The organism is Pseudomonas sp. NPDC077451 (assembly GCF_044543345.1).
In the GTDB taxonomy this organism is placed as follows: Bacteria; Pseudomonadota; Gammaproteobacteria; order Pseudomonadales; family Pseudomonadaceae; genus Stutzerimonas.
Window position 1 is genome coordinate 224,170 of record NZ_JBITVX010000007.1, and the last position, 22,333, is coordinate 246,502.

At 61.8% G+C, this 22,333-nt stretch carries 21 protein-coding genes; 10 read left to right on the forward strand and 11 right to left on the reverse strand.

The genetic code is table 11. From position 1 onward, the window contains the following. Positions 1 to 67: 67 nt before the first annotated feature. The 5 genes from ACIGHL_RS13720 to glcD form a co-directional block, all read right to left on the reverse strand. Positions 68 to 2,248 (reverse strand): malate synthase G, encoded by a 2,181-nt coding sequence (locus ACIGHL_RS13720; protein WP_128120197.1) that lies wholly within the window; start codon positions 2,246 to 2,248, stop codon positions 68 to 70. An 18-nt stretch (positions 2,249 to 2,266) separates the two neighbouring features. Next, positions 2,267 to 2,671 (reverse strand): heme-binding protein, encoded by a 405-nt coding sequence (locus ACIGHL_RS13725; protein WP_045160358.1) that lies wholly within the window; start codon positions 2,669 to 2,671, stop codon positions 2,267 to 2,269. A gap of 294 nt (positions 2,672 to 2,965) precedes the next feature. After that, complete coding sequence (gene glcF / locus ACIGHL_RS13730; protein WP_128120196.1) at positions 2,966 to 4,183, reverse strand: glycolate oxidase subunit GlcF; 1,218 nt, start codon at positions 4,181 to 4,183, stop codon at positions 2,966 to 2,968. 8 nt (positions 4,184 to 4,191) lie between these two features. After that, positions 4,192 to 5,250: a glycolate oxidase subunit GlcE gene (gene glcE, locus ACIGHL_RS13735; RefSeq protein WP_128120195.1), complete on the reverse strand. Its 1,059-nt coding sequence runs from the start codon at positions 5,248 to 5,250 to the stop codon at positions 4,192 to 4,194. After that, complete coding sequence (gene glcD / locus ACIGHL_RS13740; RefSeq protein WP_128120194.1) at positions 5,250 to 6,749, reverse strand: glycolate oxidase subunit GlcD; 1,500 nt, start codon at positions 6,747 to 6,749, stop codon at positions 5,250 to 5,252. Before glcD ends, glcE begins: the two co-directional genes overlap by 1 nt. A 233-nt stretch (positions 6,750 to 6,982) precedes the next feature. On the opposite strand from glcD, the gene glcC reads away from it, so the two are divergent. From glcC to ACIGHL_RS13780, 8 genes are all read left to right on the forward strand, one after another. Then, complete coding sequence (gene glcC / locus ACIGHL_RS13745; protein WP_045431204.1) at positions 6,983 to 7,753, forward strand: transcriptional regulator GlcC; 771 nt, start codon at positions 6,983 to 6,985, stop codon at positions 7,751 to 7,753. Positions 7,754 to 8,045: 292 nt separating this feature from the next. After that, on the forward strand, positions 8,046 to 8,264 hold the full coding sequence (locus ACIGHL_RS13750) for a hypothetical protein (protein WP_128120193.1): 219 nt from the start codon (positions 8,046 to 8,048) through the stop codon (positions 8,262 to 8,264). A gap of 155 nt (positions 8,265 to 8,419) precedes the next feature. After that, positions 8,420 to 9,157, forward strand: coding sequence for a hypothetical protein (locus ACIGHL_RS13755; RefSeq protein WP_216706995.1), 738 nt, complete (start codon positions 8,420 to 8,422; stop codon positions 9,155 to 9,157). A gap of 248 nt (positions 9,158 to 9,405) precedes the next feature. After that, positions 9,406 to 9,945 (forward strand): chorismate--pyruvate lyase family protein, encoded by a 540-nt coding sequence (locus ACIGHL_RS13760; protein ID WP_082082158.1) that lies wholly within the window; start codon positions 9,406 to 9,408, stop codon positions 9,943 to 9,945. A 50-nt stretch (positions 9,946 to 9,995) separates the two neighbouring features. After that, positions 9,996 to 10,892: a 4-hydroxybenzoate octaprenyltransferase gene (gene ubiA, locus ACIGHL_RS13765; RefSeq protein WP_128120191.1), complete on the forward strand. Its 897-nt coding sequence runs from the start codon at positions 9,996 to 9,998 to the stop codon at positions 10,890 to 10,892. Between the two features lie 163 nt (positions 10,893 to 11,055). Then, the gene (gene phoB / locus ACIGHL_RS13770) at positions 11,056 to 11,745 is read left to right on the forward strand and encodes a phosphate regulon transcriptional regulator PhoB (RefSeq protein ID WP_046162997.1); all 690 of its coding nucleotides are present in this window, start codon (positions 11,056 to 11,058) and stop codon (positions 11,743 to 11,745) included. A gap of 80 nt (positions 11,746 to 11,825) precedes the next feature. Beyond that, complete coding sequence (phoR, locus tag ACIGHL_RS13775; RefSeq protein WP_128120190.1) at positions 11,826 to 13,127, forward strand: phosphate regulon sensor histidine kinase PhoR; 1,302 nt, start codon at positions 11,826 to 11,828, stop codon at positions 13,125 to 13,127. A gap of 99 nt (positions 13,128 to 13,226) precedes the next feature. Further along, positions 13,227 to 14,570, forward strand: coding sequence for a hemolysin family protein (locus tag ACIGHL_RS13780; RefSeq protein WP_045431221.1), 1,344 nt, complete (start codon positions 13,227 to 13,229; stop codon positions 14,568 to 14,570). Positions 14,571 to 14,648: 78 nt separating this feature from the next. Here the strand turns inward: ACIGHL_RS13780 and ACIGHL_RS13785 are convergent, their stop codons facing one another. Further along, positions 14,649 to 15,545: a peptidoglycan DD-metalloendopeptidase family protein gene (locus ACIGHL_RS13785; protein ID WP_128120189.1), complete on the reverse strand. Its 897-nt coding sequence runs from the start codon at positions 15,543 to 15,545 to the stop codon at positions 14,649 to 14,651. A 165-nt stretch (positions 15,546 to 15,710) separates the two neighbouring features. Then, positions 15,711 to 16,622 (reverse strand): response regulator, encoded by a 912-nt coding sequence (locus ACIGHL_RS13790; RefSeq protein ID WP_046163001.1) that lies wholly within the window; start codon positions 16,620 to 16,622, stop codon positions 15,711 to 15,713. A gap of 182 nt (positions 16,623 to 16,804) precedes the next feature. Here ACIGHL_RS13790 and ACIGHL_RS13795 point away from each other — a divergent pair, with 182 nt between their 5' ends. Continuing rightward, positions 16,805 to 17,599, forward strand: a complete 795-nt coding sequence (locus ACIGHL_RS13795) for a universal stress protein (protein ID WP_128120188.1) — start codon at positions 16,805 to 16,807, stop codon at positions 17,597 to 17,599. A 166-nt stretch (positions 17,600 to 17,765) separates the two neighbouring features. On the opposite strand, the gene ACIGHL_RS13800 is transcribed toward ACIGHL_RS13795, so the two are convergent. Then, positions 17,766 to 18,539 carry a ParA family protein gene (locus ACIGHL_RS13800; RefSeq protein WP_216706996.1) on the reverse strand — a complete coding sequence of 258 codons (774 nt, stop codon included), beginning with the start codon at positions 18,537 to 18,539 and terminating at the stop codon, positions 17,766 to 17,768. Between the two features lie 140 nt (positions 18,540 to 18,679). On the opposite strand from ACIGHL_RS13800, the gene ACIGHL_RS13805 reads away from it, so the two are divergent. Continuing rightward, positions 18,680 to 19,744, forward strand: a complete 1,065-nt coding sequence (locus ACIGHL_RS13805) for a transporter substrate-binding domain-containing protein (protein ID WP_128120187.1) — start codon at positions 18,680 to 18,682, stop codon at positions 19,742 to 19,744. Positions 19,745 to 19,780: 36 nt separating this feature from the next. Here ACIGHL_RS13805 and ACIGHL_RS13810 read toward each other — a convergent pair whose 3' ends face one another. The 3 genes from ACIGHL_RS13810 to ACIGHL_RS13820 all read right to left on the reverse strand — a co-directional run bounded on the left by ACIGHL_RS13810 (position 19,781) and on the right by ACIGHL_RS13820 (position 22,275). Next, positions 19,781 to 20,575 carry a thymidylate synthase gene (locus tag ACIGHL_RS13810; protein WP_045431233.1) on the reverse strand — a complete coding sequence of 265 codons (795 nt, stop codon included), beginning with the start codon at positions 20,573 to 20,575 and terminating at the stop codon, positions 19,781 to 19,783. 106 nt (positions 20,576 to 20,681) lie between these two features. After that, entirely contained in the window at positions 20,682 to 21,482 is an 801-nt protein-coding gene (gene lgt, locus ACIGHL_RS13815; protein WP_127838251.1) for a prolipoprotein diacylglyceryl transferase, read from the reverse strand. A 10-nt stretch (positions 21,483 to 21,492) separates the two neighbouring features. Next, on the reverse strand, positions 21,493 to 22,275 hold the full coding sequence (locus tag ACIGHL_RS13820) for a sulfite exporter TauE/SafE family protein (protein ID WP_128120186.1): 783 nt from the start codon (positions 22,273 to 22,275) through the stop codon (positions 21,493 to 21,495). Positions 22,276 to 22,333: the final 58 nt, after the last annotated feature.

A 22,333-nucleotide genomic window follows, 5' to 3' on the forward strand; every position in this document is an offset into this window, starting at 1 on the left:
CCCGGGGCTCATCAAATCGCGTCGGCGATCAGCTCATGCTGACCGCCGACCGTCTTGCTGATGCCGTTCAACCGACCTGCTGCTTGAAGCGCTGACGCCAGGCATGCAGCAGCGGCTCGGTATAACCGCTGGGCTGCTCGCGGCCCTTGAACACCAAGTCACAGGCCGCCTGGAAAGCAGCCGAACCCGCATAGTCGGCAGCCATCGAGCGATAGGCCGGATCGCCGGCGTTCTGCTGATCGACCACCTTGGCCATGCGTTCCAGGGTCTCGCGCACCTGCGCTTCATCGACCACACCGTGATGCAGCCAGTTGGCCAGGTGCTGGCTGGAGATACGCAGCGTGGCGCGGTCTTCCATCAGGCCGACGTCATGGATGTCCGGCACCTTGGAGCAACCGACGCCCTGCTCGACCCAACGCACCACGTAGCCGAGGATGCCCTGGCAGTTGTTGTCCAGTTCCTGCTGAATCTCGTCGGTCGACCAGTTGCGCTGGGGCGCGACCGGGATGGTCAGCAGATCGTTGGTTAGCTTGTCGCGCTCGGCGGCGAGATCGACCTTTTCCAAGTCAGCCTGAACGGCTTGCACATCGACCTGGTGGTAGTGCAGCGCATGCAGCGTCGCACCCGTCGGCGACGGCACCCAGGCGGTGTTGGCACCGGCCTTGGGATGACCAATCTTCTGCTCGAGCATGGCGGCCATCAGGTCCGGCATGGCCCACATTCCCTTGCCAATCTGCGCCTTGCCACGCAGCCCGCAGTTCAGACCGACCAGCACGTTGTTGCGCTCGTAGGCCTGGATCCAGGCGGTGCTCTTCATGTCGCCCTTACGCAGCACGGCGCCGGCTTCCATGATGGTGTGCATCTCGTCGCCAGTGCGATCAAGGAAGCCGGTGTTAATGAAGGCCACACGGTTTTTCGCCGCGCCGATACAGGCCTTGAGGTTGACGCTGGTACGGCGCTCCTCGTCCATGATGCCGACCTTCAGCGTATGACGCGGCAGACCGATGAGGTCTTCGACGCGGCCGAACAACTCATCGGTGAACGCGACTTCAGCGGGGCCGTGCATCTTCGGTTTGACGATGTACATCGAGCCGGTGCGCGAGTTGCCCTTGCGCTGCTGGTCATGTTTGGCGATCAGGCTGGTGACCACACCGTCCATGATGCCTTCGGGGATCTCGTGACCTTCGCCATCGATGATCGCCGGGTTGGTCATCAGGTGACCGACGTTACGGATGAACAGCAGCGAGCGGCCATGCAGCTTCAGGTTGGAGCCATCAGCGGCGGTGTACTCGCGATCTTCGTTCAGGCGGCGGGTGATGCGCTTGCCGCCCTTCTCCATATCTTCGACCAGATCACCCTTCATCAGGCCCAGCCAGTTGCGGTAGACCAAAACCTTGTCGTCGGCATCGACCGCGGCGGTTGAGTCTTCGCAATCCATGATGGTGGTGACGGCGGCTTCCAGCAGCAGATCCTTAACCCCAGCGGCATCGGTCTGGCCGATGGAGCTGTTCGGATCGATCTGGATTTCGACGTGCAGCCCGTTGTTCTTCAGCAGAATCGCAGTCGGCTCGACTGCTTCGCCCTGGAAGCCAACAAACTTCTCGGGTTGTTTAAGCGCGGTGACACTGCCGTTTTCCAGGGTGACCTTGAGCTCGCCATTCTGCACACGGTAGCTGACCGAATCCGCATGACTGCCTTCGGCCAGCGGCGCGGCCTGATCGAGGAAGTTGCGCGCGAAGGCGATGACCTTGGCACCACGTACTTCGTTGTAGCCGGGGCCTTTCTGCGCGCCGTTCTCTTCGCTGATGGCGTCGGTGCCGTAGAGCGCGTCATACAGCGAGCCCCAGCGGGCGTTGGCGGCGTTCAGTGCATAGCGCGCATTGCCGATCGGCACCACCAACTGCGGGCCGGCCTGGGTGGCGATTTCGCTGTCGACGTTGCTGGTGCTGATCTTCACCTCGCCCGGCTCGGGCTGCAGGTAGCCGATGGACTCGAGAAAACTGCGGTAGGCCGGCATGTCGCTGATCGAGCCGGGATGGCTGCGGTGCCAGTTGTCCAGCTCGACTTGCAGGCGGTCGCGCTCGGCAAGCAGGGCACGGTTCTTCGGCGCCAGGTCATGCACCAGCTGGTCGAAACCACTCCAGAAAGCGGCCGCCTCGACGCCGGTGCCCAGCAATACTTCGTCTTCGATAAAGCGTTGCAGGTTGGCCGCGACTTGCAGACGGCCCAGGGTTACACGCTCGGTCATGTTGTTCTCCTATCCGAATCAGTTGGCGACAGCGGCGACGCCGGCCTTGGCGACCTGTGCATCTTGAGCAGCGGTCACACCGGAGACGCCGACCGAACCGATTACCTGCCCATCGACGATCACCGGCACACCACCTTCCAGCGAGCAGACCACCGGCGCGGACAGGAAAGCATTGCGGCCGCCGTTGACCATGTCCTCGTAGCCCTTGGTTTCGCGACGACCCACCGCGGCGCTGCGCGCTTTCTCAGTGGCGATGTAGGAGGCGATCGGCGCACAGCCGTCCAGACGTTCCAGCGCCAACGGATGGCCGCCGTCGTCAGCAACCACAATGGTCACGGCCCAGCCGTTGTTCTGCGCTTCGCTGCGCGCGGCGGCCAAAATGGCGGTCACTTCGGTCTGGGTCAGCATGGCTTTGGTTTTCATGGTTTCTCCTGTCTTGATATTCGGTTGTTCGCTATGTCGGGTGGGCCGTTGCCGCTCCGATCCAGCTCATCAAAAAATTCGTCAGGCAGCTGGCTGGTTGGCTAAAGCCCACCCTACGTCGGGGCGCTTTTGCAGCTCCTGTCCGGGGCCTGTTCACGCCTCGCCGCATCCGCCTATTAGGCGATTCCGTCAAACCTGTAGGGTGGGCTTTAGCCCACCAAATGGCTCAGGTCAGCTGAGATGGTGATCTAACGCAGAGCGCACCCGGTCCATCCTAACGGTCAATAATTGTGTTTATTGCATCGCCTCCTCGACGATTTCGATCCAGTGCCGCACCGGTGTCCGCCCGGCGCCGTCGAGGTGCGTCTGGCAACCGATGTTGGCGGTGACGATGACTTCCGGCTTGCCGCTTTCCAACGCGTTGAGCTTGTTGTCGCGCAGCTGGTGAGAGATCTCCGGCTGGGTGATCGAATAGCTGCCTGCAGAACCGCAGCACAGATGCGCATCCGGTACCGCGGTGAGATGGAAGCCGAGCCGGGTGAGCACGTCTTCGACCGCGCCGCCGAGTTTCTGTGCGTGCTGCAGGGTGCACGGGCAATGAAAGGCCATGCGCTTGTCGGTCTCGACCTTGAGCCGTTCCAGCTCGGCGCTGCGCATCACTTCCACCAGATCCTTGGCCAGCTCGCTGACCCGCGCGGCCTTGGTCGCGTACGCCGGATCGCCTCGCAGCAGATGACCATAGTCCTTAATGAAGGCACCGCAACCACTGGCGGTCTGAACGATGGCTTCGGCGCCGCCTTCGATGGCGGGCCACCAGGCGTCGATGTTGCGGCGCGCGCGGTCGAGGCCGGCTTCCTGGGCGTTCAGGTGATAGTCCACGGCACCGCAGCAGCCGGCTTCGCGCGCTGTCGTCACGCTGATGCCGAGGCGATCAAGCACGCGCGCCGTGGCGGCATTGGTGTTCGGCGACAGGCTCGGCTGCACGCAGCCTTCAAGGATCAGCACGCGGCGTGCGTGCAACACCTGGGGCCGCGGCTTGGCCGGGGTGACCTGGCGTGGCATGTGCGCCTTGAGCGTCGCCGGCATCAACGGACGCAGCGTGTTACCGGCACCCAGCAGCGCCTTGAACAGACCTGGGCGCGGAATCACGGTGCGCAGGCCGGTGCGCAGCAGGCGTTCGCCCGCCGAGCGCGGCACCTGCTGTTCCATGAAGTCACGACCGATGTCCAGCAGGTTGTGGTACTGCACGCCGGACGGGCAGGTGGTTTCGCAGTTGCGGCAGGTCAGGCAGCGGTCCAGATGGGTCTGGGTGGCCTCGGTAACTTCGCCGCCTTCGAACATCTGCTTCATCAGATAGATGCGCCCACGCGGGCCATCCAGCTCATCGCCAAGCAACTGGTAGGTCGGGCAAGTGGCGTTGCAGAAGCCACAATGCACACAGGAACGGAGGATGCTTTCGGCCTCCTCCGCCCGTGGCAGCTTCTTCGCGGCCTCACTCAGATTCGTTTGCATAGTTAGGTCTAGACCTCGGAATACATGCGGCCGGGATTGAAAACCCCCTGCGGGTCGAGCGCCGTTTTGAGCTGGCGGTGGTAACGCAGCAGCGGCTCACCCAATGGCTGAAACGGGCTGGTGGTCGCGCCAGCGGTAAAGCAGATCGCATGCCCCCCGACTTCACTGACGATGGCGGGAATGGTTTGCGCATCGGCATCGGATTTCAGCCAGCGCTGGGCGCCGGCCCAGTCAATCAGCTGCTCGCCGGGTAGCGCCAGCACCGGGGTATCGGTAGGCAGCGACAGACGCCACAGCGGACGGGCGTCACCGAAGAAGCCCAGGCGCTGTTCGCGCAGTTCATTCCAGTAGCCAACGTCCAGCGTCTCGCCACCGATACGGTCGCAAGCGGCGTTAACCGAGCCTTCGCCGCCTTCGAGACGCAGATGCAGCGCCTGTCCGTCATGGCTCGCCGCCGTGATCGGCACCGGTTGCTGTCCCCACTCGGCGAGCTTGAGCAGTGCACGCTCGACCGGCATCTCCACGCGCAAGCTGCGGCACAGACGCGGCTTGGGCAGCACCTTCAGCGAGACTTCAGTGATCACGCCAAGACAGCCGAAGCTGCCAGCCATCAAGCGCGACAGGTCATAGCCGGCGACGTTCTTCATCACTTCGCCGCCGAAACGCAAGTGTTTACCGAGGCCAGTGATTACGCGCGTGCCGAGCACAAAGTCTCGTACCGAGCCGCTCCAGGGCCGGCGCGGACCGGACAGGCCAGCGGCGATCATGCCGCCAACTGTGGCGCCTTCGCCCAGATGCGGCGGTTCGCACGGCAGCATCTGGTTGGCCTCGTCGAGCGCGGCTTCCAGCTCCGCCAAGGGGGTGCCGGCGCGAACGCTAACCACCAGTTCGGTAGGGTCATAGGTGACGATGCCGCGATGGGCGCGGGTGTCGAGCAGCGTGCCCTGCACCTCGCGGCCGAGAAACGCCTTGCTACCGCCGCCCTGAATGCGCAGCGGGGTATTGCTGGCCAACGCCTGGTTGACCTGGTCGAGCAGCTGCTGGCTGTCGTCGAAGGAAACCGTCATCAGAAGCGCTCCAGTTCAGGGAAGGGCAATTGCCCGCCATGCACGTGCATGCCGCCGAATTCGGCGCAGCGATGCAGTGTCGGGATGTTCTTACCGGGGTTGAGCAGACCGCTGGGGTCGAACGCCGCTTTCACGGCGTGGAACAGGGTCAGCTCGTCAGCGTTGAACTGAGCGCACATCTGGTTGATCTTCTCGCGACCGACACCGTGTTCGCCGGTAATCGAACCACCCACCTTGACGCAGAGTTCCAGAATCTTGCCGCCCAGCGCCTCGGCGCGCTCCAGCTCGCCTTCGGTGTTGGCATCGAAGAGGATCAGCGGGTGCATGTTGCCGTCACCGGCGTGGAACACGTTGGCCACACGCAGACCGTATTCGTCGGAAAGATCACTGATGCCCTTGAGTACACCCGGCAGCTCGCGGCGCGGGATGGTGCCGTCCATGCAGTAGTAGTCTGGCGAAATCCGCCCGACCGCCGGGAAGGCGTTCTTGCGTCCGGCCCAGAACTTGACGCGCTCGGCCTCATCCTTGGCCAGCCGTACCTCGGTGGCGCCGGCCAGCTTGAGCACCTCGCCCACACGGGCGCAGTCGTCGTGCACATCGGCTTCGACACCATCCAGCTCGCAGAGCAAAATCGCCTCGGCGTCAACCGGATAGCCGGCGTGGATAAAGTCTTCGGCGGCGCGGATCGACAGGTTGTCCATCATCTCCAAGCCACCAGGGATGATGCCGGCGGCGATGATGTCGCCGACCGCTCGGCCGGCCTTTTCCACCGAATCGAATGCCGCCAGCAGCACCTTGGCCACCTGCGGCTTGGGCAGCAGCTTGACCGTGACCTCGGTGACGATGCCGAGCATGCCTTCGGAACCGGTGAACAGCGCCAGCAGGTCGAAGCCGGGTGAGTCCAGCGCGTCTGAGCCCAGCACCATGCGCTCGCCCTCGACGGTGAGGATCTCGACCTTGAGCAGGTTATGCACCGTCAGCCCGTATTTCAGGCAGTGCACACCACCGGCGTTCTCGGCGACGTTGCCGCCGATGGAGCAGGCGATCTGTGACGAGGGATCCGGGGCGTAATAAAGGTCATAGGGCGCCGCCGCTTGGGAAATCGCCAGATTACGCACGCCAGGCTGGACGCGGGCGAAGCGACCGGCCGGGTCGACTTCGAGAATCTTGTTGAAGCGCGCCATGACCAGAAGGATGCCCTGCTCCAGCGGCAACGCACCGCCCGACAACCCGGTTCCCGCGCCTCGCGCCACAACCGGCACGCCGCGCTTGTGGGCAATCTTCAGTAGGGTTTCGACCTGCTCGATGCGCTCGGGCAGCACGACCAGCATCGGCGTGGTGCGGTAAGCGGAAAGGCCATCGCACTCATAAGGCTTGAGGTCTTCGCCGCGATGGAGAATGTCCATGTCGGGCAATTGCGCCTTGAGGTCGGCAAGCAATGCCGCTTTGTCGACCTTGGGCAGCTCACCATCGACGCGTTCGTCGTAGAGGATATTCATGGCAGTCGGTGCTCTCATTGTTCACCGCGCGCACGGCCAGCTGCGGTGGTTTGACGCATCATTAGCCCGACACCTTCCTGCCGTCCACACTAAAAACCACTGGTCCTACCAGTTTCTTTCATTAGCCTTTCAGCGGGAATGGCCACAAGCACCGGATATACGGGCCTTTAGCGGAGCGTTTCAAAGTTGTTGTAAGATCCGGCCAACTGGTCCTACCAGTAACGGAGCCCACCATGCTGATTGAAAACACCCAGGATCGCCGCCAGCTGTCGGACGTAGTAGCCGAGCGTATAGAGCGCCTGATCGTCGACGGCGTGCTCAAGGTTGGGCAGGCGCTACCATCGGAACGGCGCCTGTGCGAAAAGCTGGGCATATCGCGCTCGGCACTTCGCGAAGGGCTGCGCGTGCTGCGCAGCCGCGGGATAATCGAGACCGCCCAAGGGCGAGGCTCCCATGTGGCAAAGCTGTCCGGTGAGCAGGACGCGAGCCCACTGATGCACCTGTTCAACTCGCAGCCGCGCACCCTCTACGACCTACTTGAGGTCCGCGCCTTGCTCGAAGGCGAATCGGCCCGGCTGGCCGCGCTGCGCGGCACTGATGCCGACTTCATCCTGCTGCGCCGTCGCTACGAGGAAATGCTCGCCGCGCACACCACTGAAGAGGCCGACCCGCGCGAGCATGCACGCCTCGACCACGCCTTTCACCTGGCCGTCAGCGAGGCGTCGCACAACCCGGTGCTGGTGCATACGCTGCAGTCGCTGACCGATCTGATGCTCTCCACCGTGTTCGCCTCGGTGAACAACCTCTATCACCGACCGATGCAGAAGCGGCAGATCGACCGGCAGCACTCGCGGCTATTTCACGCCATTACCGAGCGCCTGCCGGATCAGGCCCAGCGCGCCGCGAGAGACCATATCCACGGCATTCGCGACAACCTCAAGGAGATCGAACAAGAGGAGCAGCGGCTGGTGCGGGCGACTATGCGCCTGGAAGGCTGGGGCTGACGACCACCCCGGCAGAAACAATTGAGTCCTCAAAGCACGCTACCAGACGCCAGGAAATATCCGCCGACCCTGCCCATCCCTCCGATGCATGACTCCCTGCGCTGCTCCCAAGGGCTGTCAGCCCTGTAGTCCAGCGCGCGCACCGGTCGTGGCTGGCTCCGACTAATTGCTGAACTGTGAAAGACGCTCCCTGTCGACTTTATTAAGCGCGGACGAACCGTCACAGGTTGCGCATATGCGCTGCCGCTTCGGCAATTCCGCGTCTTTAGCCAGTCATTCGGAGGAATGTTGCATGAACAGATCAGCCAAATTTGCACTCGGCAGCAGCCTGCTTGCGCTCATGCTCGGAGTAGGTGGTTGCACCATCGAGAAGGAAGAATCCGGTCAGTTGCCCGACGTAGATGTGCAGGGCGGCAACATGCCTGAGTACGACGTTAAAGACGCTGACGTCGATGTCGGTATCAAAGAACGATCCGTGCCACTTCCTAACGTGGACGTCGACACCGAGTGATAGCCCCTGGAAGCACCGGGCTTGATAGCGCCCTTACTGAGGAGGACCCGTGCGAAACAATCACCCCCGTCTCGCCAGCCGGAGCGATCAGGCGCCTGACGACTAAACCGTGATTGCTCAGCAAAACCCCAACCATTACCTGTGAGGAATGAACGATGAACGCATTGAACAAGAAGCCACTAGCACTCGCCACCGCCCTGATGGCCGCCAGCCTAGCGCTGCCCGCCGCCGCCCAAGAGACGCAAAAGGGCATGCAGACGCAGCAGGCAGGCGCATCCATTCGAGTTGGCCATAATGTCGTTGATGCCGTTGACGATGTTCGCGAGAACGTTGCCGATCTGATCGGCTCGCTGCGCCAGTCCGGGGTATCCATGGGCGTGACCAACTGGCAGCAGAGCGACGGCAAGCTGGCGCAGATGGAACAACAGCTCAATCAGCAGATGGAGCACAGGCTGGACGAAAAAGCCGAGCGTACTGACGATAAGTGGACCGCCTGGATACGAGGCGAGGACTACAAGGTCAGCGTAAGCAAACAGGTCAACGAGCTGGCCAGCAACTTGGACGAAGTGGCGAAAATGCTCAGCGGCGCATCAAGTCAGAAGATGCAGGAAATCGACAGCGCCGACGTCGTGAATCAGGTGGATGACTTGCAGGAAACCGTCGAGGACTTGGTTCAGGCACTGCAAGACATGGACGGCATGAACGTCAACAAGCAGAACCTGCAGCAGGCTCAGCAGCGCCTGGACACCCTGGAGAAGGAGCTGGACCGCCTAAATGATATGGCAGAGGCGGAATGGCGCACCTACGCCCTTGGTGAGCAGTTCAATCCCGCCGTTCATAAAAACATATCCGAGCTTGCGCAGATCCTGCGGAGCCTGTTCCAGCAAAGCTAACCCCATCCTAGGACTCGGTTCGCACCAAGCCCCGCCTACGGCACAGGCTGCAAGGCGGGGCTCACGCCACCCGTGAAACTGTGACATGCGCTCAGACGCCGACGCTTCGGTCAACAAGGCGCTCAACCTCGAGCGCTCACGTCGCAGTGCTAAACGGTCTTGGTGCCCAAGGCAAACCCTACGCCTTTAAGCCTGCTAATAGCCCCCATGCTAGACTGGCCGCCTCTTTCCGCTACCTGTTACCGCCCGTGCCCGATTCTCAAGCCTGGCTGCCTGCCGACCGCCTTTGCGCCCCACCCGCACCTGATCTGCACGACTGGCTTTACCTCGACAAGGGGTCGCTCACCCGTCGCCTGACCGAGCTGGCCGACGGCGCGTTCAGCGTCGAGCCCCTGAATGAAGGCTGGCAGGTCATGCGCGCTGACGAATGCGCCGCGCTGGACGTAGCTGAAGGGAGTGAAGGCTGGGTTCGCGAGGTCTATCTACGTGGCCACCATGAGCCCTGGGTATTCGCCCGCAGTGTCGCCGCCCGCCAGGCCCTGGAACAGTCCGGACTGGATCTGCCACACCTGGGTAGCCGCTCGCTCGGCGAACTGCTGTTCAGCGACCCGGCGTTCAGCCGCGGCCCACTGCAAGCTCGACGCTACCCGGCCGCCTGGTTGCCGCAGGATGTTCGCCAATCGCAGCTGTGGGCGCGCCGTTCCTGTTTCAGCCAGGACAAGCTGCGCGTGCTGGTGACCGAAGTGTTTCTGCCAGCACTGTGGCAGGCCGCACGGATCACCACCTGAACGCGGCACAGACTGCCCGTAACCGCCGCTCACCGACCGGAGCCCCGCCGATGTATCAAAAGCTTCTGCAATCGAGCAATCGCCTTCATCCGCGCGCCTGGGACTTTATCCAGCTGATGCGCCTGGATCGCCCGATTGGCACCTATCTACTGCTGTGGCCAACGCTCTGGGCGCTGTGGATCGCCGGCGAGGGGTCGCCCAGCGTGAAAAACGTCGCAATCTTTGTGCTTGGCGTGATCCTCATGCGTGCCGCCGGCTGCGTAATCAATGATTTCGCCGACCGCAACCTGGACGGGCACGTCAGCCGTACCAAGGGCCGTCCGCTCGCGACGGGCAGGGTCACCTCGAAGGAGGCCTGGATCCTCTTTGCCGTCCTTGTCGCACTGAGCTTCGGCCTCGTCCTGCTAACCAACGCGACCACCGTCTGGCTATCGTTTGGCGCGCTCGGTGTCGCATCGCTCTACCCATTCATGAAGCGTTACACCTACTACCCACAGGTTGTGCTCGGCGCGGCGTTCTCCTGGGGCATGCTGATGGCCTTTACCGCCGAGCGAGGCGAGCTGCCCCCCGAAGCCTGGCTGCTGTTCATCGCCAATGTGCTGTGGACGGTCGGCTACGACACCTACTACGCCATGGCCGACCGCGAAGACGACCTAAAAATAGGCATCAAATCTACGGCAATCCTGTTTGGCGAGGCTGATCGGGTCATCATCGGCACGCTACAGGGCCTCGCCCTGTTCTGCCTGATTCTCGCTGGCGTGCGCTTCGAGCTCGGGCAGTGGTTTCATCTTGGGCTGACCATCGCCGCGGCCTGCTTTGCCTGGGAGTTCTGGAAAACTCGCTCGCGCAAGCCACAGGTGTGCTTCCAGGCCTTTTTGCATAACCACTGGGCAGGGCTGGCGATTCTTGCGGGGATCATGCTCGACTACGCTACAAGAGCGGGCTAGTGCGCCCCAGCACGCAGCATGACCGAACCCCGCAGCTTCGAGACGCTTGCTAGACGGGGTTGGGCGGCAGTCGTTGTGGCGCAGAGGCGCCAATTCCTGTCACATGGCTGCAACATTTCCGTTATCTAATGCCGAGCGACAATAAAACGGACCGAGAGCGGACATGAACGGTAAATGCATACTGATCGTCGATGACGAAGCGCCGATTCGGGAAATGATCGTGGTGGCGCTGGAGATGGCCGGCTACGAATGCCTTGAAGCGGAAAACGTCCAGCAGGCCCATGCGCTGATCATCGATCGCCAACCGGATCTGATCCTACTCGACTGGATGCTGCCCGGCACATCCGGCATCGAGCTGGCTCGGCGCCTCAAGCGCGACGAGATGACAGCCAACACACCGATCATCATGCTCACCGCCAAGGATGCCGAGGACAACAAGATCCAGGGCCTGGAAGTGGGCGCCGATGACTACATCACCAAACCCTTCTCGCCTCGTGAACTGGTGGCACGCCTCAAGGCTGTGCTGCGCCGCGCCGGAACCAGCGACAACGAAACACCTATCGAGATCGGCGGTCTGCTACTGGACCCCATCAGCCACCGGGTGACTATCGACGGCACACCCGCAGACATGGGCCCGACCGAATACCGCTTGCTGCAGTTCTTCATGACCCATCAGGAGCGTGCCTACACCCGAGGGCAGTTGCTCGATCAGGTCTGGGGCGGCAATGTGTATGTCGAGGAACGCACGGTGGATGTCCATATCCGCCGCCTGCGCAAAGCACTGGGCGAAACCTATGAAAACCTGGTGCAAACCGTGCGTGGCACTGGTTACCGTTTTTCCACCAAGAGCTGAACAAGCCGCAACCGCCGGGCATGAGCTGGCGTTGTAGATGATTTCCGGCCGGCCTCAAGCTGCCTCAAGGAGCGTTAGCGGTGAATCAAGACTGGCAAGGCGCTCTGGCGCGCCGCCTGCTGTTGATACTGGCGGGATGCCTGCTGGTGGGCCTGGTCACGGGCGAATATGCCTGGGCACTGGTGATCGGCCTTACCGGTTACCTGGGCTGGACGCTGCACCAGATCCGGCGCCTGTTGCTGTGGCTGAAGAGCGATCAAACCGATCAGCCTCCGCCGGACAGTCATGGCATCTGGGGAGAGATTTTCGACAACCTGTACCAGCTCCAGCGCCGCGATCTGCGTCTGCGAGCCCAGTTGCAATCAGTGATCGACCGGGTGCAAGGCTCAACCACTGCGCTCCGGGATGCGGTGATCATGCTAGACAGCGATGCCAATCTTGAATGGTGGAACCCTGCCGCGGAGCGCTTGCTGGGCCTGAAGAAACCGCAGGATACCGGCCATCCGGTGACCAACCTGGTGCGTCATCCGAGCTTCAAAGAATATTTCGACAAAGGTCGCCACGAGGAACCGCTGGAGCTGTCGTCGCCAGTCAACGATCGCCTCTGGCTGCAGATCACCATTACCCGCTACGGCAACAGCGAGCATCTGATGGTGGTACGCGACATCACCCGCCTGCATCTGCTGGAGCAGATGCGCAAGGACTTCGTTGCCAATGTGTCCCACGAGCTGCGCACGCCGTTAACGGTGATCGCTGGCTATCTGGAAACGATGCTCGAACATACCGACGAAATGCCTCCGCGCTGGCCTCGGGCGTTGAACCAGATGAGCCAGCAGGCCAGCCGCATGCAGCTCCTGCTCAACGATCTTCTGCTACTGGCCAAGCTCGAAGCGACCAACCCACCGACCAATACCCAGCCGGTGGCCATCGCCAAACTGCTGCAGTCCATCAAGAGCGATGCCTTGGCGCTGTCGGCCGAGCGCAACCACCAGATCACCCTGGAAGCGGATCCTACCCTGCTACTCAAGGGCAGCGAGAGTGAGCTGCGCAGCGCGTTCTCCAATCTGGTATTCAATGCGGTGAAATACACGCCGCACAATGGCAAGGTGCATATCCGCTGGTGGTGCAACGAACATGGTGCACACCTGGCCGTGCAGGATTCAGGCATCGGCATCGAACCCAAGCACCTGCCGCGTCTGACCGAACGCTTCTACCGGGTCGACTCCAGCCGCGCGAGCAGTACCGGCGGCACCGGCCTCGGCCTGGCCATCGTCAAGCACGTATTGCTGCGGCATCAGGGCCGTCTGGATATCAACAGCACGCCCGGCAAGGGCAGCACCTTCACCTGTCATTTCCCGCTGACCCAGGCCACGGTGCCGTGACCGCTGTGCAACCGGCCGGCAGCTGGCGCCTCAACGGCACCTTGAAATAACCCCGAGGCGGCCCCATCCTTGGGCCGTCTTTGACTACCCGACACCCTAATGGACCCTTCCCCCGCTAGTTACGCCGCTTCATCCTACTTCGCCGATTTCGGCATGATTCTGTTTGCACTTTTCCTGGTCTTGCTCAACGGCTTCTTTGTGGCGGCCGAGTTCGCCATGGTCAAGCTGCGCTCCACCAAGGTCGAGGCGATCGCCAAGCAGCACGGCTGGCGCGGGCATATCCTGCGCAAGGTACACAGCCAGCTGGACGCCTACCTATCGGCTTGTCAGTTGGGTATCACCCTGGCATCGCTGGGCCTCGGCTGGGTCGGTGAGCCGGCCTTTGCCCACCTGTTGGAGCCGGTACTGGCCGCCGCAGGCGTGCAATCCCAGGCGGTTGTACATGGCATCGCCTTTTTCACGGCTTTTTTCATCATTTCCTACCTGCACATCGTCATCGGCGAGCTGGCCCCAAAATCCTGGGCGATTCGTAAGCCCGAATTGTTGTCGCTGTGGACGGCCGCGCCGCTCTACCTGTTCTACTGGGCGATGTATCCCGCGATCTACCTGCTCAACGCCAGTGCCAACGCCATTCTGCGTGTGGCCGGCCAGGGCGAGCCGGGGAGCCACCACGAACACCACTACAGCCGCGACGAGCTCAAGCTGATCCTGCATTCGAACCGGGCGCTGGATCCGGCCAACCAGGACATCAAGGTGCTTGCTTCGGCGGTCGAGATGAGCGAACTGGAAGTGGCCGACTGGGCCAACTCCCGTGAGGACTTGCTGCAACTGGAACACAATGCTTCGCTGGCCGACATCCTCGACCTGATTCGGCGCCACAAGTACAGCCGCTACCCGGTCTATGACAGTGAGCAGGGCGACTACATTGGCCTGTTGCATATCAAGGATCTGCTACTGGCGATTGCAGGCGACGAGCAGCTGGCTGAGCATTTCGTGCTCAGCGACATACTGCGGCCGCTGGAGCGGGTGCCACGCTATCTGCCGCTGAACGTACTGCTGGACCAGTTCCGCCAAGGTGGTGCGCATTTCGTGCTGGTTGAAGAAGGCGACCACAAGGTGGTGGGCTTCCTGACCATGGAGGATGTGCTGGAAGTGCTGGTGGGTGACATTCAGGACGAGCACCGCAAAACCGAGCGCGGCATTCTCGCCTATCAGCCAGGCAAACTGCTGGTACGGGGAGATACGCCACTGTTCAAACTGGAGCGCCTGCTTGGCATCGACCTGGATCATATCGAGGCCGACACGCTGGCGGGACTGATCTACGAGACGCTGAAGCGCGTCCCGGAAGAAAACGAAGAGCTGCTGGTGGATGATCTACAGATCGTGGTCAAGAAGATGCGCGGACCGAAGATCGTTCTGGCCAAGGTACTGAAGCAGGAATAAGCCCGCATGGAGCCGTCATGCGGCGCAGAGTGGTGGCGCCGGGCGTTTTGCTATCAGTTGATGGGCTTGTAGCTGCCCTTAGTCCCCACCCACCGCAAAATTGGGCAAGCTGTTGACCGGCTGGGCGAAATCGAAGGGAATCGATTCGACGGCTAAACCGACGTTGCGCTGGACAACGAAATGCAGATGCGGGCCGGTGCTGTTGCCAGTGTTTCCGGAGCGGGCCAGCAAGCTGCCGGCTTCGATGTGCTGGCCTTCGCGTACGCTCACCGAACCTTTCATCAGGTGCAAGTAGACGCCCATGGTGCCGTCATCATGCAGGACCCTGACGAAATTGCCGGCCGGGTTGTTGCCCCGCCCACTCTGCGCGTTCTCGATTTTTACCACCATGCCGCCGCGCGCCGCCACGATGGGCGTGCCTTCCGGCATGGCGATATCGGCGGCGTAGCGACCTTTCGGCGTGAAGTGACTGTACTTGCCGTTGGCGCCCTGAGTCAGGCGGAACGGACCGCCTCGCCAGGGCAACGGATACCGGTAGGGTTTGGGCAGCAGACGCGGATCGCCCAGCGCATGACGTAGCTTGGGTGTGTACTTGAGCGGCTTTGATGGGTCGAGCGGCGCGAGTGTTGCCAATCGGATCTGGCTGCGCGGCGGCAGTACCCAACGGATCGGTTTATCCGGTGCGCCGACGGCATTCTGTACGCCGGTCAACTTGAGTTCGATATCCACCGGTGCAAACAGATCGTTGCGAACTAGCAGCGTCTCGCCCGCGGCATGCTTGCGGGTTTCAAGCTTTACCTGGTTGTCGAGTTTCTCGACCATGCGATCGCTGAAGGTGAATACCCTCGCACCTGGTGCAGCCTGGTCGCTGTAAGTGACCACGCCGTTGGCGTCAGTATATTTGTAGATGGTCAGGGCCGACGCGGACGAGGCCAGCCAGAACGACCCGAGAACGAGAATGATGCGCCACGACATAACGGCAGACTTCATAGGGTTATGTAGTAAGAGGGCTGCAGACTAGCAGCGCAACGGTGCGCACGCGAGCCACCGACCGTCGGCCTGTGAAATTGTTCCGGCGGCACTGCAAATTTCAGATGACCGGAGCTTCTATTTGCAGACCTATGCGGTGGTCGTCTCTATTCAGGCGCCTGGGACGAAGTGCCGTTGTGCTGTCCCGCGGGCGATGAGGCGTGACAGATAATCGAGCTTCTGCGGATCACGATCGACGAAGCGGAAGGTCAGCTGCAACCATTCACTGTCCGGCTTCGGCTCCAGCGCCGCGACGGCGTGAAGGTAACCGTTGAGGCGGGCCACCTCGCCGCCTTCGCCCTGCTCCAGATCAAGCACGGCACTTTCCAGCACTTGCGGCAGCGTCTCGCCGCGCTTGACCACCAGCAGCCCCTCTTTGAGGCTGAGGGCCTTGATTACACAGGCAAGCGTTCCGCTCGGCAAACGCAACTGGCCCTGGCCGCGGCCGCCGCTGGCCGCAGTCGGTTTGGCTGCTCCCGGCTGAGCGAGCGGCGCGGCGAACCCGGGTGCCGGCGAGGCGACCGGCGCAGAAGCCGGTTTGACAACTTCAGCTTTACCGCCCGTCAGCGCAGCCAGGGAATCGTTGGCCATTCCGGTATTGGTCGGCCGTGCCGGTGCACTGGCGGCCAATGCGTCGAGCTTGCCGGCCCGTCCGAGCGCCTTGCGTACCTTGGTAGTCAACTGTTCGTTGGAGAATGGCTTGCCGATGAAATCGGACACACCTGACTGGATCGCCTGGACCACGTTCTCCTTGTCGCCACGGCTGGTGACCATGATGAACGGGGTGGTCTTGAGCTTTTCCTGGGCACGGCACCAGGTCAGCAGTTCAAGGCCGGACATTTCCGGCATTTCCCAATCACAAAGAATGAGGTCGAACGAATCCCGATCGAGCATCTGCTGGGCCTTGCGCCCGTTCACAGCGTCTTCGATACGAATCCCCGGGAAGTGGCTGCGCAACCCCTTCTTGATCAGATCCCGAATGAAGGGCGCGTCATCCACCACCAGCACACTGACCTTGCTCATCACTCGCTCCTGCTTGAATGGCCGCCAGCATAGCGTTAGCAGCCCGACGAAAAAAGCGTTCCAGATCAAAGCAGCGGTCAGCCTCCTACCGTATGCACGGCTGCTGCCTGCTCCCGATCAGGACACGGCTGGATCTGGCCGGCATACTGCAGGTATTTCGCCCAGCAAAACGCGAGGCCTTCATGGTTCAGCACATTCTTGTCGCCCACGATCTCAGTCCCGATGCCGACCTGGCGCTGGGCCGCGCCGCACAGTTGGCGCGGCAGACCGGGGCACGACTGAGCGTCTTACACGTTTTGGCCGGTAACCCAGGGGCAGCGGAGCAGCGAAACGCACAGAGCTATCTGCAGACAACGCTTGAGCGCCACGGCCTTGCCCAGCTGCAGCCCTGGATTCGTAAGGGCCGCGCCGCTGAAGAAATTCTTACCCAGGCCGCTGGGCTGGAAATCGATCTGCTGGTGATGGGCCGCCACCACCGTCAATCCCCGCAAGGATTCGCTGGCACCACACTGGAGCAAGTGCTGCAGAACTGTCCCGCACCGCTGCTTCTGGCTGTCGCGCCGGCAGCGCCCTATTCACAAGCGCTCGCCGCGCTGGATTACTCCAGCTGCGCCAACCGCGCGCTGCAGGCCGCGTGGCAACTATTGCCGGCTGCCAGCGATCTGACCGCACTGAACATCTACGAAATGCCGGACCTCGATCAGCCGAGCGAGCCTGACTTGGCACTGCAGCGCGAACTGTTCGATCAGTTGCTCAGCGACCTTCAAGCGGGTCTGGACAATTCCAGCGCGCGACTTCATTCGAGCCTTCGCCACGGTGAGCGCAATAGTTGCCTCGATTCGGCCATCGCCGCGCTGCAACCGCAACTACTCGCACTGGGGAGCCACAGCCGTGGCGAAATCAGCAACGCGCTGCTCGGCAGCCTGACTCGGCAATACCTCGACCTGCCGCCCTGCGATGTGTTGATCTCTCATTGACCGGCCCAAGGCGGGCGACATGCGCGCTCCCAGTCCAACCGCCTGCGTGACACGCTACAAGCTGGGGCGCCACCGTCATGTCAGCTAGCCTGAGTGGCGCGCTTTAGGACTTTACGCTACGCGTATCGTCCGCCGCATCGAGTGAACACGAAGCGCGCCCACTCGATCAGCCCGCATTTTCCAAATAGGTGTGCAGCTCGACGAACTGCTGCGTCAGCTTGTGCCGCGGGTCGAGGTGGATCAGCGGCGTGCAGACCTGATGTGACTCGCGCATCCGTACCGAACTCATCAGGTGCACCGGAAGCACGGGTAGCCCCTCGGCCAGCAGTTCGTCGATCATCTGTTGCGGCAGGGCCGCGCGCGGCTGGAATTGGTTGACGACGATGCCTTCGACTCGCAGCGCCTCATTATGGTCTTCCTGCAGCTCTTCGATTTCGTCGAGCAGGCTATACAGCGCCTGACGGGAGAAGCTGTCGCAATCGAACGGAATCAGGCAGCGGTCCGCAGCTATCAAGGCCGATAGGGTAAAGAAGTTGAGGGCCGGTGGCGTATCCAGATAGATGCGTTCGTATTCTTCGGAAAGGCTTTCCAGCAGTTTGCGCAGCTTGTTGATCTTGTGCTTGGCTTCGAGCTTGGGTTGCAGATCGGCCAGTTCTGCGGTGGCGGTAATCAGGTGCAGATTTTCGAAACGGGTTTCGGTGATCGGTGGGCGAGCCTTCTTGCCTGCCGGCCCTCCCGCCAGGATCTGCTTGAAGTAATCGGCGATGCCGGTCGGTAGTTCGTCTCCGGCCAGGCCGGTGAGGTAATGGCTGGTATTGGCCTGCGCATCCAGGTCGATCAACAGCGTGCGATAACCTTGCGCTGCGCTGACTGCTGCCAGGTTGCAGGCAATGCTGGACTTGCCAACACCACCCTTTTGGTTGAATACGACCCGTCGCATGCTCCGTCCTCTGATCATGTTTTCACCGGAGTCTATACAACGCAGATGGCACTCTGGCGACTTTTCATGGACCAAAGGCGCCGCAGTCCCACCGTTCAGCTTTGCTACCCTTGGCGCATTACGACAATGAGGAAAGACCTGTGCCGAGGTTTCTGATCGCTTTGCTGTTCGCCTTACTGAGCCAGCAGGCCGCCGCCCAATCACAAGGCGACGTGCTGCGGGTAGGCATCACGGAGGTCCCACCCTTCGTCATCCAGGAGGCCGATGGCAGCTGGAGCGGTATCAGCATTGACTTGTGGGAGGCGATCGCAGAGCAGGAAGGTTATCGCTATGAGCTGCGACCTTTGCCATTCGACCAGCTGCTACCGGGCCTGCAGGACGATCGGCTGGATGTGGTGGTCGGCGCCCTGACCATGACTGCCGAGCGCGAGGCACTGGTGGACTTCACGCACCCGTTCTATCGCACCGGACTGGCAATTGGCGTTCCCCAGGATCAACAGGGTGCCGGCTGGGGCGCCGTCCGTGCGCTGTTCTCCTGGCAATTCGCAAGCCTGGTGCTGGGCCTGGGCGCGTTGCTGCTACTGGTCGGCGCACTGCTCTGGCTGTTCGAGCGCCAGCGCAACCGCGAACAGTTCGGCGGCAGTTCGGTGGAAGGACTCGGTAACAGCTTCTGGTGGGCGGCGGTCACCATGACCACGGTCGGCTACGGCGACAAGGCACCCGTGACTCTCGGCGGGCGGCTGATTGCAATCGTCTGGATGTTCGCGGCATTGATCATGGTGTCGACCTTCACTGCCGCCGTGACCAGCACCTTGACGGTCGGCAGCCTGCAGAGCGGCCTGCAAGGGCCGGACGATCTGCGCAGTGCACACGTTGCGACAGTGGACGGCACCGTAAGCGCAGGCTACTTGCAAGAGCACCGCATCCGCGCCACCGCGTTCCCTGATGTGAGCCAAGCCATTAAAGCCGTGCTCGAAGGAGAAGCAGAGGCGGTGGTGTATGACCAGCCCATCCTGCAGTTCCGCAACACCGAGTTGCTGGGCAAAGGCTTACGGCTGCTGCCCGGCACCTTCGAACAACAGTCCTACGCCTTTGCGGTGCCCGCTGGCAGCCCCTACCGGGAGCCGCTGAGCCAAGCGATTCTGGACATCACCAACAGTACGCGCTGGCACGACGTGCAGACGCGCTATCTCGGCGAGCAGTAATCGATAGCGCCGCTCGCAAGCCGAGCGGCGACACACTCAGACGGCGACGGGCGCCTTGATGTGCGGATGGGCCTCGTACCCCACCAGCTCGAAATCCTCGAAGCGGAAGGCGAACAGGTCCTTCACGTCGGGATTGAGCTTCATCGTCGGCAGCGGTAGCGGTTCGCGGGTCAGCTGCAGGTCGGCCTGTTCCAGGTGGTTTGCATAGAGATGGCAATCGCCACCGCTCCAGATGAACTCCCCCGGCTGCAGGTCGCAGACCTGAGCCACCATCAGCGTCAGCAGCGCATAGCTGGCGATGTTGAAGGGCACACCGAGGAAGATGTCGGCTGAACGTTGGTACAGCTGGCAGCTGAGCTTGCCGTTCGCAACATAGAACTGGAACAACGCGTGGCACGGTGGCAGGGCCATCTCGTCGACCAGCGCAGGGTTCCAGGCTGAAACGATCAGGCGTCGCGAATCCGGGTTCTTCTTGATCATCTCCACCAGCTTACTGATCTGGTCGACCGACCCGCCGTTGGGTGCCGGCCAGCTGCGCCATTGATAACCGTAGACCGGGCCGAGCTCGCCGTTCTCGTCGGCCCACTCGTCCCAGATACGCACCCCGTTTTCCTGCAGGTACTTGATGTTGGTGTCACCCTGCAGGAACCACAGCAGCTCGTGAATGATGGATTTGAGGTGGCATTTCTTGGTGGTCACCAGCGGAAAGCCTTCGCTCAGGTCGAAGCGCATCTGGTGGCCGAACACGCTGTAGGTGCCGGTGCCGGTGCGATCGCTCTTGAAGGTGCCGTGCTCGCGCACATGGCGCATCAGGTCGAGATACTGTTTCATCGATGGGCTCGAAGCGGGCGCCGTGGCGCTGTGGAAGAGATCCTGCAGATAGTAAAAGTTTGGCGCTCGGCTTGTCGCGCTTATGCGACAAGCCGGGCCTTGCAACTCAGGCTGATGCCTTGGCCGGCTCGTGGCGGTAGCCCCAGGCGATCATGCCGAGGCCGATCAGGATCATCGGCACGCACAGAACCTGCCCCATGGTCAGCCAACCGAACGCCAAGTAGCCGAGCTGCGCATCGGGTACGCGCACAAATTCAACGATGAAACGGAAGATGCCATAGCAGACGGCAAACAGGCCGGAGACTGCCATGGTCGGCCGCGGCTTGCTCGAGTAGATCCAGAGAATGACGAACAATGCCACGCCTTCCAGGGCGAACTGATAGAGCTGTGAGGGATGCCGCGCCAGCTGCTGCGGGTCGGTGGGAAAGACCATTGCCCAGGGCACATCGGTCGCCTTGCCCCACAGTTCAGCATTGATGAAGTTACCGATGCGCCCTGCCCCCAGCCCGATCGGCACGAAAGGCGCGATGAAGTCCATCAGCTCGAAGAACTTCTTGCCATTGCGCCGGGCGAAAATCCAGGTGCACAGCAGCACGCCAAGCAAGCCCCCGTGAAACGACATACCTCCCTTCCAGACCTGGAAGATGAGTGTCGGATCGTTGATATAGGACGCCAGATCGTAGAACAGCACATAACCCAGCCGCCCGCCGACGATCACGCCCATCGCCACCCAGAACACTAGGTCAGAGAGCTTGTCCTTGTCCCAGCTGGGATCGAAGCGGTGCAGGCGGCGGGACGCCAGCAGCCAGGCCCCGCCTATGCCGATCAGGTACATCAGGCCGTACCAGTGGATTTGCAGCGGGCCTAGCGAAACGGCCACAGGGTCTATCTGCGGATAAGGCAGCATCCGGGTTTCCTCAAATCAAGAAATTGATACCAACGCCCAGCAACAACAGCGCAAACAGGCGCCGCAGCATCAGTGCCGACAGCCGATGGGCCAGTTGCGCCCCGATGCGGGCAAAAAACATACTGGTGATCGCGATGCCCAGCACCGCTGGAAAATAGACGAATCCAAAGCTCCAAGCCGGCAGGTGCGGATCCTGCCAGCCGACCACTGCGAAACTCAACGCGCCGACGACGGCGATCGGCAGGCCGCATGCGGCGGATGTCGCCACGGCTTTTTGGATGGGCACGCTGCGCCAGCTGAGAAAGGGCACCGTTAAAGAACCTCCACCGATTCCGAAGATCGCCGACGCCCAGCCAACCACGACACCAACCAGCGTGAGCCCCGGCTTACCGGGCACGCCCCGGCTGGCCTTAGGCTGAAGCGAAAACGCCATCTGCACGGACACAGCGATGGCGAAGACCCCGATGATTTTCTGCAGTAGCGGCCCTTGAATCGCAGCCGCCGTGAGGCTGCCCAAGGCAGCGCCAAACAGAATACCGAAGGTCATCCATAGCACCACGGGCCAGAGCACTCCGCCTTTGAGATGATGAGCTCTGATCGAATTCAGCGAAGTAAAAACGATGCTCGCCAGCGACGTGCCAACCGCCAGATGGGTCAGCACCAACGGATCGAAACCCTGGAGAGTGAAGCTGAAAACAAGCACCGGGACGATGATCATCCCACCGCCTACACCGAACAGCCCGGCCAGCAAACCAGCAAACCCGCCGAGCACGAGATAAAGCGCGAACTCCATCGGGCCATCCTGACCAAAACAAAGCGGCATGTTAGCGGAAAAACTGCCCGGAAGCTGA